Below are 16,095 nucleotides of genomic sequence, written 5' to 3'. Positions count from 1 at the left end.
ACGCGGACGAGCTGCTCCAGGTTCGTCCCATGGTCCAATCACGTCCATGACGACGAGTCCACCGATCCGCCACACCCAGCCTCTGACCGCCGATGAACTGATGCAGCTGTGGCAACAACTGCAGCAACCGACGGCCCTGCTGGAACTGGTGGTGTTTGGCGGGTGCCTGCTTTTGGCCTGGTTCATGGTGCGGGTCTGGGCAGGGCGGCAGGTGCCGCATGGCTCCGTGTGGTTCGGCCACCGCATCTACGACGGGGTGCTGTTCCCCTTGCTGGCGCTGGTGCTGGCGCTGATCGCGCGCCGGGTGCTGCTCGACGACATCCCCCTGGCCGTGTTCCGCCTGGTGCTGCCCATCCTGGTGTCGCTGGCCATCATCCGGCTGACGGTCAAGGTGCTGAGGGCGGCCTTCCCGGATTCCGGAGCCGTGCAGGTGATCGAGCGCACGGTGTCGTGGCTGGCCTGGGCCGGTTCCGTGTTGTGGATCACCGGGATCCTGCCGCTGGTGCAGGAGGAGCTGGGCGCCATCACCCTGAACATCGGCGCGTCCAAGGTCAGCGTGCGCAGCCTGATCGAAGGCACCTTGTCGGCCGTGCTGGTACTGATCCTTTCGCTGTCGGTGTCTTCCGCGATCGAATCTCGCCTGTTGCGGGGCGCCTCCGACAACCTCTCGCTGCGCAAGATCGCGGCCAATGTCATCCGGGTGCTGCTGATCGCCATCGGGCTGATCATGGCGCTGTCGGCCGCCGGGGTGGACCTGACAGCCCTGTCCGTGCTGGGCGGTGCGATCGGCGTGGGCCTGGGCTTCGGGCTGCAGAAGCTGGCCTCCAACTACGTGAGCGGCTTCGTGATCCTGGCCGAGCGCAGCCTGCGCATCGGGGATCTGGTCAAGGTCGACAACTTCGAGGGCCGCATCACCGACATCAACACCCGCTACACGGTCCTTCGGGCCAGTACGGGCCGCGAGGCCATCGTTCCCAACGAGCTGCTGATCACGCAGCGGGTGGAGAACGCTTCCATGGCCAACCACAAGCTGCAGCTCACGACCGTGGTGCAGGTGGCCTACGGCACCGACATCGAATGGCTGCGCCCCATGCTGATCAAGGCCGTGGCCGCGGTGCCCCGCGTGGTGGATGACTCTGGGGTGTACCTGACGGCGTTCCCGTCCGACGGGCTGGAGCTCACCATCAGCTTCTGGGTGGCCGACCCGGAAAGCGGCCAAATGAACGTGCGTTCCGATGTCAACATGGCCGTCCTGAAGTGCCTCAATGAGCTGGGGGTCGACATCCCGTTCGCGCAGCAGGTGCTGCACCTGCCGCCGGCCGCCACGGACGCACTCACGGCCGTGGCCGGTGCCATGGGTGGCACGGTGGGTGGTGCGGTGGCCAGTACGGCGGGCGGTGATGTATCCTCGCCGACACCTTGAGCGCATGGGCACACCGTTTGCCCTTCACTGATCAGTGACGCCGATCTCTTTCTCTCCACGGGCACACCGGCCCGACCAGGCATGAGCATCCCACCCACCCAAGGCCCTGACACCCCTCTCGTCGATCTCGACGAAGCCGACGAGCACCCGCGCCCGCGTCGCAAGGGTATCTACATCCTGCCCAACCTGTTCACGCTGGCGGCCCTGTTCGGCGGTTTCTACGCCATCGTGATGGCCATGAACGGCCAGTTCGAGCAGGCGGCCTACGGCATCTTCTGTGCCGCCGTGCTCGACAGCCTGGATGGCCGCGTCGCGCGCCTGACCAACACGCAGAGCGCCTTCGGCGAGCAGATGGACAGCCTGTCGGACATGGTGTCCTTCGGGGCTGCACCGGCGCTGATCGTCTACGAATGGGCACTCAAGGGCCTGGGCAAGCTCGGCTGGATCGCCGCCTTCGTGTACTGCTCCGGCGCTGCGCTGCGCCTGGCACGCTTCAATACCAACATCGGTGTGGTCGACAAGCGCTTCTTCCAGGGGCTGCCCAGCCCGGCAGCCGCGGCCCTGGTGGTCGGCCTGATCTGGGTGGTGACGGATCTGGGCGAGAGCGCTGAAAGCCTGCCGTGGATGGTGTGGATTGCGTTTACCTTCACGTTGTACGCTGGCCTGACCATGGTCACCAATGTGCCGTTCTACAGCTTCAAGGACATCAGCTTCAAGCGCACCGTGCCCTTCATCGTGATCGTGGCCATCGCCCTGGGCATCGCCGTGATCAATCTGCATCCGGCGGGTGTGCTGTTCGGCATCTTCGTGATCTACGGCCTGTCGGGCTATGCTGTGTTCGTCTGGAAAAAACTCAAGGGCAAGCCGGTGAGCGTGATTTCCACCTCCACCGATGAGCCCGATGAAGCAGGCCTACACCGCTGATAGCTTTTTCCAGGGCATATGCCCGTACCGCGCGCAGGGTGTGCGTGGTATATTGACCCGTATGTCGCTGAACCAACGCCCCTTCTCGCTACTACCTCTGGGAGTGCCCCGGGCGCGTTGATCGCTGACGTCTGTACATCAGTACCCCTTTGCATCACGGCCCGCCAAGCGCTTCTTGCGGGCCGTTTTGTTTGGCGAGGTGTTTCCAAGCCAGGTGCCGGCAGCCAGATGCGCCCACCAGCCGCCTGAACCCCTTGCCCATGCGGAGACCACCATGACCGACAAGCTCATCATTTTCGACACCACCTTGCGCGACGGCGAACAATCGCCCGGCGCCTCCATGACCCGCGACGAGAAACTGCGCATCGCCCGCCAGCTCGAACGCCTGAAGGTGGACGTGATCGAAGCCGGTTTCGCGGCCTCGTCCAACGGTGATTTCGAAGCGGTCAAGGCCATCGCCGACGTCATCAAGGATTCCACCATCTGCTCGCTGGCCCGCGCCAACGACCGCGACATCGCCCGTGCCGCCGAGGCCCTGAAGGGCGCCAATGCCTGGCGCATCCACACCTTCATAGCCACCAGCGCGCTGCACATGGAAAAGAAGCTGCGCATGTCGCCCGAGCAGGTGCTCGAGCAGGCCAAGCAGTCCGTGCGCTTCGCCCGCAACCTGACCAGCGACGTCGAGTTCTCGCCCGAAGACGGCTACCGCTCGGATGTGGACTACCTGTGCCGCGTGCTCGAAGCCGTGATCGCCGAAGGCGCCACGACCATCAACGTGCCCGACACCGTGGGCTACGCCGTGCCCGAGCTGTACGGCAACTTCATCCGCACGCTGCGCGAGCGCATCCCCAACTCCGACAAGGCCATCTGGTCCGTGCACTGCCACAACGACCTGGGCATGGCCGTGGCCAACTCGCTGGCCGGCGTCAAGATCGGCGGCGCACGCCAGGTGGAGTGCACCATCAACGGCCTGGGCGAACGTGCCGGCAACACCTCGCTGGAAGAAGTCGTGATGTCGGTGCGCACGCGTCGCGATTATTTCGGCCTGGAAACCCGCATCGACGCCAGCCAGATCGTGCCGGCCTCGCGCCTGGTCTCGCAGACCACCGGTTTCGTGGTGCAGCCCAACAAGGCCGTGGTGGGCGCCAACGCCTTCGCGCATGCTTCCGGCATCCACCAGGATGGCGTGCTCAAGGCCCGCGACACCTACGAGATCATGCGCGCCGAAGACGTGGGCTGGGCCGCCAACAAAATCGTGCTGGGCAAGCTGTCGGGCCGCAACGCCTTCAAGCAGCGCCTGCAGGAACTCGGCATCGACCTGGATTCTGAAGCGGTGGTGAACACGGCGTTTGCCAAGTTCAAGGAGTTGGCCGACCGCAAGAGCGAGATCTTCGACGAGGACATCATCGCCCTGGTGAGCGATGAAAGCGTCACGCCCGAACAGGAGCACTACCGCCTGGTGTCGCTGTCGCAGCGCTCTGAAACCGGTGAACGCCCACACGCCCACGTGGTTTTTGCCGCCGGTGGTGCCGAGCACCGTGCTGACAGCGATGGCAATGGGCCGGTGGACGCCTCCTTGAAGGCAATCGAGACCGTTGTGAAAAGTGGCGCGGAAATGCTGCTCTACTCGGTGAATGCCATCACGTCTGGAAGTACAGAATCGCAGGGTGAAGTGACCGTGCGCCTCCAACATGGCGGACGCGTGGTCAATGGCGTTGGAGCGGATCCGGATATTGTCGTGGCGTCAGCCAAAGCCTATCTTGCAGCGTTGAACAAGCTGCACAGCAAGGCAGAGCGGGTGGCGGCACAGGGATAACCCTTCGACGGGTGGGCTTTGTAACAGAGGCCACTTGATGAACGTGGCGTAAGTCTTTGATCTTGCGCGCGTTTTTCATTACACTTTGTACTACGTCGAAAGGGCAAGTCGTGGTGGATCAGAAGTTCAGACTGCGCATATTCATTTCCGCCTTGTTGTCGGTGGCTGCTTTGACCTGGATGCCCCAGGTTCAGGCCGCGTCGAACAAGGCCAAGGAGCGCGCTTCGCAATCGGCTTCGGCCAAAAAGTCGAAGGCCAAGAAGTCCACCGCTACGCGCCAGGCCAAGTCGCATTCGCGCAAGAAGGCCACCGAGCGCGTCAGCAGAAAGCAGACGCGGGCGCGCGTCGCCAAGGTGGTGCCGCCCTCCGATCGCGACATCCGCGAAGCCCGCGCTAGCCGTGATGACGATGACCGCCTGCCGGCGCGCGTCGTGCCGGTGTCGGTGCAGGCACCAGCCAAGGCCCAGCGACTGGGTCGCACCGTGATCGCCTCGACGGCGGTGTCGGCGTCGTCCGGCGCCTCCTTCGGCCAGATCTACGGTCTGCACCAGACTTCTGACCCGCTGGACCTGAAATCCAGCGTGGCCCTGGTGATGGACCAGGAGACCAACGAGGTGCTGTTTGCCAAGAACTCGGATGCGGTGCTGCCCATCGCCTCGCTGACCAAGCTGATGACCGCCCTGATCGTGGTCGAAGCCCGCCAGCCGATGGACGAGACCATCACCATCACCTCCGAAGATGTCGACACCGAGAAGTTCAGCAGCTCGCGCCTGGCCGTGGGCACCACGCTGAGCCGGGGCGATGCGCTGCACCTGGCGCTGATGTCGTCCGAGAACCGTGCGGCGCATGCCCTGGGCCGGCACTATCCTGGCGGCTTGCCTGCATTCGTGCAGGCCATGAACGCCAAGGCGCGCCTGCTGGGCATGTTCGATACCCACTATGTGGAGCCCACGGGCCTGAGCAGCCAGAACCAGTCCAGTGCCAAGGACCTGGCCAACCTGGTCAAGTCGGCCTACCAGCAGCACACCATCCGTGAGCTGTCTACCTCCACGGATTACGCCGTGCAGGTGGGCGCGCGCCACCTGCAGTTCCGCACCACCAACAGCCTGGTGCGCAGCCCCTCGTGGGACATCGGCCTGCAGAAGACCGGCTACATCGTGGAAGCCGGGCGCTGCCTGGTGATGCAGGCCAAGATGGCTGGCCGCAAGCTGATCATGGTGTTCCTGGATTCGACCGGCAAGTACTCGCGCCAGGGCGATGCCGAGCGTGTGCGCAAGTGGCTGGAGGCTGCGCCCCGCCAACTGGAGTCGGTCAACCTCAAGCTGGATCCGACGTCCTGACTTTTGAACGCGCGTGCGGCGAGGCCGCCGCAGCGAGGCGACATGGGGCACCTTAGGGTGCCCCCACTCATTTGGGGGGTACGTGTCGGGTAAAAGATTGGTTTGTGAATAAGAATTGCTATCATTAAAGACTGGTTGCCGTGAACTCGTTCATGACAATCAAAGTTCACATGGTTCGCCTCTGTGGGTGAGGGTGCCGCTGTATAGCCACCTTTTGTCCAGATTCGTCCAGAGGATGACCATGCAAATCTCTTTCCGCATGCTGATGGCGCCTGTCGCCGTTTCCGTGATGTTCGCTGCAGGCAGTGCTACTGCCGCCACCTACGGCTCCTACGCCGACCATGAGGTGGATGTGGCCTCGACACTGTCGGCCAGTTTCCAGAACGTTGTCACCAACTCCTGGGTCAACCTGAGCGCGTTCGCCCAGAACGGCGTGCCTGGTCTGACGGGCACCGGCAGCTTCCCCGGCACCACGATGTGGGCCCCGAAAGCCTCCCAGATCGACAGCGTCATTGGTGACGCTGGTGGCACGGCTGGCGGCGCCACCCTGACCAAGGTGTCCAATTCTCCGGGCGGCGGTGGCGCTTATGCGGCCAGCAGCGGCCTGTACTTTGGTGGCTTCAGCGGCGATGTCAACGTCAATGGCGGCTCGCTCGCCGTGGTGGACTCGTCGCCCCTGGCCGGCCTGCAGCACATCTCTTTCCAGGTGGGCATCGGCGAGGCTTCGACCTATGACTTCTACAACCATGTGCTGCCGACACTGACGTACACCACGTCGCTGGGCACGGTGTCGAGTGTGGTCGCCACCAACTCGTCGATCCTGGAAGCCTTCAACAACGGCACGGTGACGATGCCTACGGGTGAAGAGCCGATCTACATCAACCAGTACCTGCTGCAGTGGGACCTCAGCAACGTCAATGAGCAGATCACCTCCTTCAGCATCGGTTTCACCGGCGTGCAGCACGCTCAGGTGTATGGCCTCACGCTGACGCAGGCTGCCGTGGCCGCTGTGCCTGAGCCCTCCACCTACGCCATGCTGCTGTCCGGCATGGCCATGATGGGTGTCGTAGGCGCCGTGCGTCGCCGTCAGCGTCAAGCCTGATCCAGGCGAAACGTATTGCCAGTCCCCTCGGGTCATCACTCGAGGGGTGGGCGTCGCCTTGGTTCTCAAGGCGACATCGCTGTATCAATCAAGTAGTACTTCTATGAAATCCGTTGTCTCGCGCATGGCTGCTGCTGTCGCGTTCTCCCTGACCCTGGCCGGTGCTTCTTCTGCCTACGCCGTTGTGTACGTGGATCCCACCCCGGCCAGTGCATACAGCCAGTTCACCAGCGTGGATGGCTCGGTGTCATCCGATGGTTGGAACGGGCTCAACCGCACGGACCTGGGCTTCGCCGCCAACGACACCGCAGGCGCTACTCAGGCCCTGGTCAATGGCATCCAGGCCAATGTGACGGGGTCGGGTGATGGGGTTCTTCGCCGCACTCAAGGGACGATCTACCCATCTGGTGGCGCGCTCTACAACGCGGGCAACAACAACCCGCACGTGCTCGAGATCTATGACACCACCTTGGTGGCAGGGCTCTCGTCTCTTGTGCTGCAAAGCTATATCGGGCTGCTTCAGGCCGATTCTTATGCGACGGCCGTGCTCAACATCAACGGTGGCAGCCAGTCCTTGCTGGCCAGCAGCGTCGTGGCCGGGGCCGATGCGGCCTACCGCACCTGGACGTGGGATCTGAGCGGCCTGGGGCAAGTGGAATCCTACTCGCTGCTCGTGACCGTGGGCGGCGGCGCCGTGCAGGCCTGGGGTTTCCAGGTCGACCAAATCGCTGCGGCCGTGCCTGAGCCCTCCACCTACGCCATGGCGCTGTCGGGCCTGCTCCTGGCCGGTGTGGCTGCTGCCCGCCGTCGTCAACGCCGCGATTGACCGGTGCCAGGCGGCCAGGCTGGCCGCGTCCACTCGCCGGGATACCTCCCGGCGAGCCCTTTTTCTGCTGTAACGCGCGCTTGCCATGCTAAAGAAAACGCTGTCCGTGGCTGCCCTGGTCGTGGGGGCCTTGATGGGATGGGCACCCGCCGTGATGGCGGTCACCCTGGAGGGTGATGTTCTGCCTCACCAGTGGCATTCGTTCAACACCCCGGACAAGGCGTTCGACGGCATCGCGGGGTACGCAGGCCCCTCCTGGCAGAACACTGACGCTGGCGCGCTCTACGCAGACTGGGGGGGCTTCATCCCGACCAGCAGCGGGAGCTGGACCTTCGTGACGCCTACCGTGGGCATCTCGGCAGGCCTGTCCGTCGTGTTCAAGGAAACCAGTCGCACGGCATTGCTGACGGGCATCGGCAACATCTATGGCCTGGCCTATGGCATGGTGCCCGGGCCCCCGATGGTATTCAACCTGGTGATGACCGATAGCCTGGCGGCTTCGTATGGTGCGGACCAGGTTCGCACGGTGGTCATGCGCACGGCCACCAAGGGCACTTTGCCGGACATGAACGCGCTGCTCGATGGTGCGCCGGCCATGGTGTCACACAACACCTTCCGGGTGGATGGAACCATCGACATGCCGACGGGCCCTGGCGGGGCCATGGAGCCCAATCCCACGTCTGACGCAGAGTGGATCTGGGTGTGGGAAGACGTGCCCGTCGCCAGCAGCTACCAGATCGATTTTCAGACCCTGGTGGGGCACTCCAGCCTGGACAGCCTTGTGGTCTATGCCAGCCCGCCGCATCCGGCACCGACACAGCGCGGCCCCGTCATCATGGGCCACGCGCTGGCCAGCCAACTGGCTGATGCCGTCGCGCAGGAGACACTGCTGGCGAGTGCCACCCGTCATCTGCAGCGCTTCATGGCCCAACTGCAGGATCTGGCTGGAGAGCTGGCCACGAGCCTGGCTGGGAGTCAGGCATGAGCTCGCAGGCATCGCGTGCCGGCCGGCTCCTGGCCGGTCTGCTGACAATCACATCATTGGGCGCAGGCATGGCCGTGCGTCCGGCCATGGGGCAGGAGGAGCCCGCCGGCAAAGCCCAGGGCGGCGACACCGACAACACCTTGCCTCCCGTGCGCGTCAGTGCGCCTTCCCTGAAGACCACGACACTGCCGCCGGATTCGACCACCACTGTCATTGACGACAAGGTCATCGAGCGCAAGCAGAGCAGCACCATTTTCGATGTGGTCAAGGATGCACCTGGCGTCTCCGTCGATGGCGGGCCGCGAGCCACGGGCATGAAGTTCAATGTCCGCGGTTTTCGAGGCAACGAAGACGTTCTGTTCAAGATCGACGATGCGGTCAAGGGCTTCGAGAAGTACCGCTTTGGCAGCGGCGTGTTCATTGAGCCTGAACTGATCAAGTCAGTCACCGTCGAGCGCGGTCCATCGCTGCTGACCGGGGCTGGCGCGATCGGTGGGGCTGTGATCGCCACCACCAAGGACGCCTTCGACCTGCTAGAGAGCGGGCAGCGGATCGGTGGCCTGCTCAAGACTTCATACAACGACAACAACCATGGCTGGATGCGCATGGCCACGGCATTTGCACGCCCCACGGCGAACTCTGGCCTGGTGGTGTCGCTGATCCGCCGGACCTCAGACGATTTCCGTCTTGGCAACGACGACATCACGCATGGCGAGCGATTCCCAGCCTCGGCCGAGAACTCCGAGAGCTCGTTCATCAAGTACACCCACTACCTGACCGATGACCTGAAGCTGGAACTGAGCCGCACGGCGTTCAAGAGCGGGCCCACCTACACGCCCTTTGATGCGAACTCCAGCAATGCCTTTGTCGGGGGCTATGTCCACCAGACGGTGGACGATGAAACACTCAATGCGCGCGTGAACTACGACCCCGGCTCCCCCTTGATCAAGCTCAAGGCCGCCCTGGCGCACGAGACCACCAAACTGGACAATCTGATGCGCACGGGGGCCGGCGAAAGCACCTTCACGGTGCCGTGCACCACCTTGCCCTGCCAATGGAATGCGCTGGGCGGGCCGACGGGCGAGATCACCGACCGCTGGAACTACGACATCTGGACGGCCGAGGTCTTCAATGACAGCCGCTACACGGCAGGCCCCGTGGCAGGCACGCTCACGGCGGGCTTGCAATGGGTGCGCAATGCGCGCGATCTGAAGCGTGTCACCGAGAACCCGCTCATGAATCAGCCCGATGGCAAGTACCCCGGCGGCTACGATTCACAGCAACCGTCAGGCGTACGGGCGTCCACTGGCGTGGTGCTGCAGAATGTCCTTGAACTGGATGGCTGGCGCCTGACCACCGGCCTTCGCAATGACCGCTATAGCATCAAGACCAAGGGCCAGGCCAAGACTGATCTGAACCAGGCGGGCGAGGACGCCCAGTACAGCTTCTCACGCACGTCGCGCAGCGCGGGGATCAGCTGGCAGCCGGGCAAAGGCCCCTGGACGCTCACTTATCGCTGGACGGAAGGCTTTCGCCCGCCGCTCATCACGGACTATTTCGGCATGGGGGCCGCCAGCCCTTGCGCCGGCTTCTACTGGCAGGGGCAGGCCTTGGCGCCGAATGGCTGCGGCAACCTGCTGGACACCACTACGTCGATCAACCGCGACTACACGCTGGCCTGGAACCCCTCGCCCTCGGGCACAAGCCATACCCAGGCGCGCCTGACCTACTTCCACATCACGACCGATTCGCTCAGTGGCGCGTCCTACCTGCGCGTTGCCAATGGCGGCATCGTGCAGCCGTTCTCGGAGCGTCGCAACGGTGTCGAGTTCGAAGTGCAGCACGACACGCCGACCTGGTATGCCATGCTCAACTTCTCGCGCATCTGGGCCACGCGGGAGAACAAGCTCGATGGCAGCAAGGCCGAGTTCACGGCCGGGATTCCTGGCCCGACCTTGGGGCTGACGGCAGGCTATCGCCTGTTCGAAGGCCGGCTCGAGGTGGGCTGGCGGTTGCGCCAGATCTGGGATCAGCTTGTGATTGCCAACGGACAAGCCCTGACTGAATCCACGCAGTACTGCGGGCGCGTCACCAGCGAAGGCGTGGTCCACGCGGCCAGTACCATGCAGGACATTTTTGCCATCTGGCAGGTGCGCAAGGGCATCACGGTCCAGGTGGGCGTGAACAACCTGTACGACAAGCACTGGTGCAACAACGGCGATGAGCTGGGCAACATCATCGGATTGATGGGCCCCGGCCGCAGCATCCGCTCCACCCTCACCATGAAGTTCTGACACCATGCGCCGCGACCCTTTGACCTCGGAAATCAGGCGCCTGGCCTGGCGTGCATTGTGCGGTGGCAGCTTGCTGTGGCTGACGGCCTGCGGCGGCAGCTCGGGCGGCGGTGGTCCTTTGCCGCCCAGCAGTGCCAACCCGGGCACCACGCCGACCACGCCAACCACCCCCATTGATCCGTCGCTGCCCGCGGCTGCCTGCCTGAACACGGCGCTCTACAGCACGGCGGGTACTCGGACCGCGCTCACTTACACCTCCGAAGGCGGTGGCAGCACCCAGCAGGTCCAGCAGTTCGCCACCGTGGCGGCCATTGCGACCACCTTCAATGGCCAGACGGCGAATGCGCTCAATGTGCGGGAAGTCGTGCAGACGGTCGGCACGCCTTCCTCCGAAGTGCGGTTTGATGGCACGCACTACGTGGCATTGTCGGATCATCAGGTGCAGTTGCTGGGGACGGTCTCTCGATACCGCAGCCAGGGCAGCATGGTCACGCAGACCCTCGCACTCAGCCCGTCTCTGACCGATCTGGATTTCAGGCTGGCCGTTGGTGGTAGCACGGTGGCCGCCAGTTCGGTGATCTCGGCGAGCGTGAGCCCCGCCAGTGGCGCAGGCACTGCCAGCCTCAATGCCAGCAGCGCGGTGACTTTCGTGGGGTTTGAAACCATCACGGTGCCTGCGGGCACCTTCACGGATGCCTGCAAGTTCGAGCAGCGTGTGACGACCGGGTCGTCCCGGGTCACGACCCGTTGGCTTGCCAAGGGGTCGGGTGTCGTGCTGCGCGTCGACGCTGGTGGCACGATACAGCGCCTGGTCTCCGGCACGCTCAATGGTGCGGTGATCACGCCTTGAACCTCAGGCCTCGTTTCAGGTGCCCGCCCCGTTGTTGATTCAGCCCAACTGGGCCGAGATGCGACGGGTGGTCACACCTGCGCGTGTCACTGAAGACACAGGCCCATGACAAAGGCGCCCGAAGGCGCCTTTGTCATGGAGAGGGGCTCGCTCAGGACGTCGTGGTGGGCGTGTCGCCGGCCCAGCCCAACTGCAGGGAGATGCGCTCGGCGGCCTCTCGAACCGCCTGCGACAACTCGGGGCTGGTAGGCGCTGTCACGGCCAAGGCACCGATCACCAGCCCGGCATCGTTATGCAACGGCGCGGCGGTGCAGGTCTGGCCCATCTGCGTCTCGTCCGGACCGGCCAGCGCGCCGGTCTGGCGCAACTGCTGCACATCGAGCGCCACGGCTTCGGGGCGCTTCCCTGTCTGCTGGCACAGGTGGTGGATCTGGGCCGACGAGTCCTTGCCGAGCATGGCGCGTCCGGGCACGCTTTCGGTCAGGCCGCTGCGCTGCGTGGTCACGCGTTGCAGCTGGATGCCGTGGCGCTCCTGTGCGGTCCGCGTCAGCAGCACGGCTTCGTGCTCATGCCGGGCGTACAGGCTCACGGGCAGGCCCAGTTGGCGGTGCAGGTCTTGCATCGGTTTGGCGGCTTCATCACGCAGGTCCAGGCGCGAGCGCACCAGGTTGCCCAGTTCCAGCAGGCGCAAGCCCAGCCGGTAGCTGCCAGGGCCTGCGCGTTCGACGTACCGGCCCGCCGCTAGATCGTTGAGGATCCGGTGGGCGGTGGACGGGTGCAGCCCCGTCTGGGCACTGATGTGCTTGAGCGAAACGGCCTCCTGGCCTTGCGCCAGCGTGTCGAGCAGCGCGAACATGCGGCTCATGACCTGAATTGACGTGGGTGGCGACTTGGGATCGTTCATCGGGTTTCCCTCCATGACATCTCATTTTGAGAGGTGGGATCCCAGTTCAATCAGCGGAATAATCCTCAAGTGGGGGTCGATTTGTGATTCCTGCACGGAACTGCGGCCTTCATGATGCCCTCCAGCGGCCGGGGGAACCCTCCCGGTCATGAACGACTCCATTGCTCCACCATGCTCCATCGTGTTCCTGTTGCCCTTGTTGCCTTGTCGATGCTGATGTCGGTACTGTCCCTGCCGATTTCAGTGGTTGCGGCCCCCGACATTCAGGCCCCGGCAGCGTCTGTCGCACAGGCGGCCTTGCCGACCGAACCCACCGGGGCTGGCCGGGTGTCGTCCACCCCATCATCGAGTGCGCCTTCGGCTGCGTCCAGCCCACCGTCGGCAGCGGCCTCGGTGCCCAGCATTGTTGTTCAGCGCTGGTTCAGTGTTCCCCGGGTCAATGGGCACCTCGAACCGCGTGATCTGGGGCTGGTCGTCAATACCGATGATCCGTACTCGGTGCAGGTCGGCGAGTACTACGCCAAGGCGCGGGGGCTCCATGAGTCGCAGATCCTGCGCATCAAGCTGCCCATCAAGTCGGCGCTCACGCGGGAAGAGTTCACGGAGCTGTCGGAGCAGATCAACAGCTTCTATGGTGACCGTGTCCAGGCGCTGGCGCTGGCCTGGCGCCTGCCTTATGCGGTGGATTGCAACGCCATCACCGGCGCGCTCACCATGGGCTTCGACGCCAAGCTCTGCGCCAAGACCTGCGCACCGTCCAAGCCGTCGCGTTACTTTGGCTCGGCGTCCACGCGCCCCTTCAAGGATTACGGCATGCGCCTGAGCATGCTGCTGGCCGCGCCCAACTTCAACTCGGCCAAGGCCATGATCGACCGGGGCGTCAAATCCGACGGCACCATGGGCCTGCGGGGCGCGCCGCCGGCGAACGTCCACATGGTCAGCACGTCCGACAGCGTGCGCAGCGTGCGCCAGTACCTGTTCCCGCCGCCGGGGCCCGTGCCGCAGTTCGGCCTGAACATCCATCTCGACAAGACGGATGCGCTCAAGAACTCGCCCCGGGTGCTGATGTACATCACGGGCCGCGCGCAGGTGGATTACATCGACACGGTCGATTTCTTGCCGGGCGCGTTGGCCGATCACCTCACGTCGTTCGGCGGCATGCTGGACAAGCCTCACGGCCAGATGACGGTGTTGTCGTGGATCGATGCGGGGGCCACTGCCTCTTACGGTACGACCAGCGAGCCTTGCGCGCACCTGCAGAAGTTCCCGCATCCGCAGGCCTTGCTGCTGTTCTATGCCCAGGGTGGCACGGCGCTCGAAAGCTACTGGAAGAGTGTGGCCTGGCCGCAGCAGGGCTTGTTCGTGGGTGAGCCGCTGGCCGCGCCGTTCGACAGATCCGCTGTGGAGCAGACCTCGGCGTCACGCTGATCTGCCAGGGCTGCCAAAGGCATTGCCTCACAGACGCCAGCGCTCCTGCTGCGCCGCCCACAGCTTGCGCCAGGGGCTGACCACCAGCCGTTGCTTGAGCACGGGGTACCCAGCCTGGGCCAGGTCGTCCAGCAACAGCAGCGCCAAGCGCAGCAGCACCGCCAGCGGGCGCCAAGCCCCGCGCTCGCTGCGGGGCAGGGCGCGTGCCTCCTGCCGGATGGCTTTGATCTCGGTGCGGGCCTGGGTGGCCCAGTCATGCAGCAGGGCGCGGATCTGCTCGTCAGGCACGGGCTGCACGGGGTTGAGCAGTTCGTGGGCGCGTACGCCGTGGCGTTGCAGCACGTCGATGGGGATGTGCAGCCAGCCTTGGCGGGCATCTTGGCCCAGTCGCCCCAGGATGTGCACCCGCCGCAAGGCCACGCCCGCGCGCCGGGCCAGTGCCTGGGTGGCCAACTGGGTGGCGCCGCCCAGCAGCATCGCGCCCTCGCAGGCCGAGCCCGTGGTGGCCTTCATGTGGTGCACCAGCGTGATCTCGTCCATCCAGCGTGTCTGCTGGGTGAGCACCTGCAGGCCTTCGATCTGCTGCAGCCACAGGTCCAGGGGTGGCAGCCCGCTGGTGTCGGCCTGGCCGCCCTGCATCACCAGGGCCTGCAGCAGAGGGTGCTGGGGCGGCTGCCGGAAGGCGCCGGTCACGGCCTGGCCCCACCACGCCAGCTTGCGGTCCGCCACCGAGGGATCGCTCACCTCGTAGGGGATGCGGCTGACCTCGTGCCACCAGCGCGCCCAGGCCAGCAGCCGGGGCCGTGCCGGGCCGGCGCTCAGCAGGGCAAGGTGCAGGCTGCTGCCGGGACGGGGCACAGGGGCTTCGGCGGACATGGGGCTTGAGGACAATGTGAGAGACGCGATGAGGGCGAGGGCGCGTATTGTCGCCTTTCTCCAATTGACAGCCGTTCCACCGGCTTCTACATTACTGACCGCTCGGTCAGTAATGGCCAGGCGCCTTGTTCTGCTCCCACACCATTTGGCATCCATCCAATGATTCAGCGTTTCATGTCTTCCAGGCGTGCCCTGGCGTTCGCAGGCGTGGCCTCCCTGATGGCGGTTCTGGTGGGTTGCCAGCCGGCTAAGGCGCCTGAGTCTCCGGTGCGGGCCGTGCGCACCCTGGTGATTTCCGAGACGGGTGGGACGCTGGACCGCGAGTTTTCCGGTGACATCCGCGCCCGAACGGAAACGCGCCTGTCCTTCCGGGTGCCGGGCAAGATCACCGCGCGCCAAGTGGAACTGGGCCAATCCGTGCGGCCGGGCCAGACGCTGGCCCAACTTGACGCCACCGATTTGCGCCTGAACCAGCAGGCCGCCCAGGCCGGGCTGGCCGCTGCGGAGGCCACGGCCGTGCAGGCCGCCGCCGACCTCAAGCGCTTCCAGGATCTGCGTGCCCAGGGCTTCATCAGCGCGGCCGAGCTGGACCGCCATCAGACCAACAACAAGAACGCCCAGGCCCAGCTGACGCAGGCACGCGCGCAATCCAGCGTGCAGGGCAACCAGGCCGCCTACGGCACGCTCACGGCGGGTGCCGCCGGTGTCATCACCTCGGTGGATGCCGAGCCGGGCCAGGTCGTGGCCGCCGGCCAGCCCGTCGTCACCCTGGCCCACGATGGCCCGCGCGACGTGGTCTTCTCCGTGCCCGAAGACATGGGCCCGACCGTGCGCCCGCTGGTGGGCAAGGGCGGCGCGCTCAAGGTGCGCCGCTGGGGCAGCGAGCAATGGGTGCCCGCCACCATCCGCGAGATGGCCGCCGCCACCGACCCCACCACCCGCACCTTCCTGGTCAAGGCCGATGTGAACCGCCTGGATGCGGCCCTGGGCCAGACGGCCACCGTGGCCCTGGCCGTGCCCTCGCGCCTGCAGGGCGGCGGCGTGCACCTGCCGCTCAATGCCCTGGTGGAGCAGGGCGGCAAGTCGGCCGTGTGGATCCTTGATCCCAAAGCGATGACGGTGTCGCGCCAACTGGTCATCACAGCCGAGGTCAACGGCAACATCGTGCTGGTGGCCAGCGGCCTGCGTCCGGGCCAGGAGGTGGTCACCGCCGGCGTGCACGTGCTCACGCAGGGCCAGAAGGTGCGCCGCCTGCAGGTCAGCGCCTCGGCCGCGGCCGCCAACTCGCACTGACATCCCGGCCTGAGGCCCTCTGACACCCCTGAGA

At 65.1% G+C, this 16,095-nt stretch carries 14 protein-coding genes; 11 read left to right on the top strand and 3 right to left on the bottom strand.

Features of this window, described 5'->3' with window-relative positions; genetic code table 11:
• Positions 1-46: 46 nt before the first annotated feature.
• The 9 genes from WAQ08_RS21225 (at position 47) to WAQ08_RS21185 (ending at position 11,560) form a co-directional block, all read left to right on the top strand.
• Entirely contained in the window at positions 47-1,423 is a 1,377-nt protein-coding gene (locus WAQ08_RS21225) for a mechanosensitive ion channel family protein (RefSeq protein WP_422194524.1), read from the top strand.
• 81 nt (positions 1,424-1,504) lie between these two features.
• On the top strand, positions 1,505-2,347 hold the full coding sequence (gene pssA, locus WAQ08_RS21220) for a CDP-diacylglycerol--serine O-phosphatidyltransferase (RefSeq protein ID WP_422194522.1): 843 nt from the start codon (positions 1,505-1,507) through the stop codon (positions 2,345-2,347).
• Between the two features lie 274 nt (positions 2,348-2,621).
• Positions 2,622-4,163: a 2-isopropylmalate synthase gene (locus tag WAQ08_RS21215; protein WP_422194521.1), complete on the top strand. Its 1,542-nt coding sequence runs from the start codon at positions 2,622-2,624 to the stop codon at positions 4,161-4,163.
• Positions 4,164-4,342: 179 nt separating this feature from the next.
• Positions 4,343-5,503, top strand: a complete 1,161-nt coding sequence (pbpG, locus tag WAQ08_RS21210; protein WP_422194622.1) for a D-alanyl-D-alanine endopeptidase — start codon at positions 4,343-4,345, stop codon at positions 5,501-5,503.
• Between the two features lie 241 nt (positions 5,504-5,744).
• Entirely contained in the window at positions 5,745-6,605 is an 861-nt protein-coding gene (locus tag WAQ08_RS21205; RefSeq protein ID WP_422194518.1) for a PEP-CTERM sorting domain-containing protein, read from the top strand.
• 103 nt (positions 6,606-6,708) lie between these two features.
• On the top strand, positions 6,709-7,431 hold the full coding sequence (locus tag WAQ08_RS21200) for a PEP-CTERM sorting domain-containing protein (RefSeq protein ID WP_422194517.1): 723 nt from the start codon (positions 6,709-6,711) through the stop codon (positions 7,429-7,431).
• Positions 7,432-7,516: 85 nt separating this feature from the next.
• Complete coding sequence (locus WAQ08_RS21195) at positions 7,517-8,416, top strand: hypothetical protein (protein ID WP_422194515.1); 900 nt, start codon at positions 7,517-7,519, stop codon at positions 8,414-8,416.
• Entirely contained in the window at positions 8,413-10,710 is a 2,298-nt protein-coding gene (locus WAQ08_RS21190) for a TonB-dependent receptor plug domain-containing protein (RefSeq protein WP_422194513.1), read from the top strand. Before WAQ08_RS21195 ends, WAQ08_RS21190 begins: the two co-directional genes overlap by 4 nt.
• Before the next feature lie 4 nt (positions 10,711-10,714).
• Positions 10,715-11,560 carry a hypothetical protein gene (locus WAQ08_RS21185; RefSeq protein WP_422194511.1) on the top strand — a complete coding sequence of 282 codons (846 nt, stop codon included), beginning with the start codon at positions 10,715-10,717 and terminating at the stop codon, positions 11,558-11,560.
• A 151-nt stretch (positions 11,561-11,711) separates the two neighbouring features.
• Here the strand turns inward: WAQ08_RS21185 and WAQ08_RS21180 are convergent, their stop codons facing one another.
• Positions 11,712-12,464 (bottom strand): IclR family transcriptional regulator, encoded by a 753-nt coding sequence (locus WAQ08_RS21180; protein ID WP_422194509.1) that lies wholly within the window; start codon positions 12,462-12,464, stop codon positions 11,712-11,714.
• A gap of 263 nt (positions 12,465-12,727) precedes the next feature.
• Positions 12,728-12,868 (bottom strand): hypothetical protein, encoded by a 141-nt coding sequence (locus tag WAQ08_RS21175; RefSeq protein ID WP_422194508.1) that lies wholly within the window; start codon positions 12,866-12,868, stop codon positions 12,728-12,730.
• Between WAQ08_RS21175 and WAQ08_RS21170 the strand changes: the two genes are divergently transcribed.
• Positions 12,858-13,892, top strand: coding sequence for a TIGR03790 family protein (locus WAQ08_RS21170; protein ID WP_422194507.1), 1,035 nt, complete (start codon positions 12,858-12,860; stop codon positions 13,890-13,892). The genes WAQ08_RS21175 and WAQ08_RS21170 overlap by 11 nt on opposite strands.
• A gap of 27 nt (positions 13,893-13,919) precedes the next feature.
• Here the strand turns inward: WAQ08_RS21170 and WAQ08_RS21165 are convergent, their stop codons facing one another.
• Entirely contained in the window at positions 13,920-14,768 is an 849-nt protein-coding gene (locus WAQ08_RS21165) for a phytoene/squalene synthase family protein (protein ID WP_422194505.1), read from the bottom strand.
• 174 nt (positions 14,769-14,942) lie between these two features.
• Between WAQ08_RS21165 and WAQ08_RS21160 the strand changes: the two genes are divergently transcribed.
• The gene (locus tag WAQ08_RS21160) at positions 14,943-16,061 is read left to right on the top strand and encodes an efflux RND transporter periplasmic adaptor subunit (protein WP_422194503.1); all 1,119 of its coding nucleotides are present in this window, start codon (positions 14,943-14,945) and stop codon (positions 16,059-16,061) included.
• The last annotated feature ends 34 nt before the right edge of the window (positions 16,062-16,095 follow it).

It is taken from the genome of Aquabacterium sp. (assembly GCF_049274795.1).
Classification (GTDB): domain Bacteria; phylum Pseudomonadota; class Gammaproteobacteria; order Burkholderiales; family Burkholderiaceae_C; genus Aquabacterium.
Note: the sequence above shows the minus strand (reverse complement) of the source record. Positions and strands in the feature narration are given on the sequence as shown.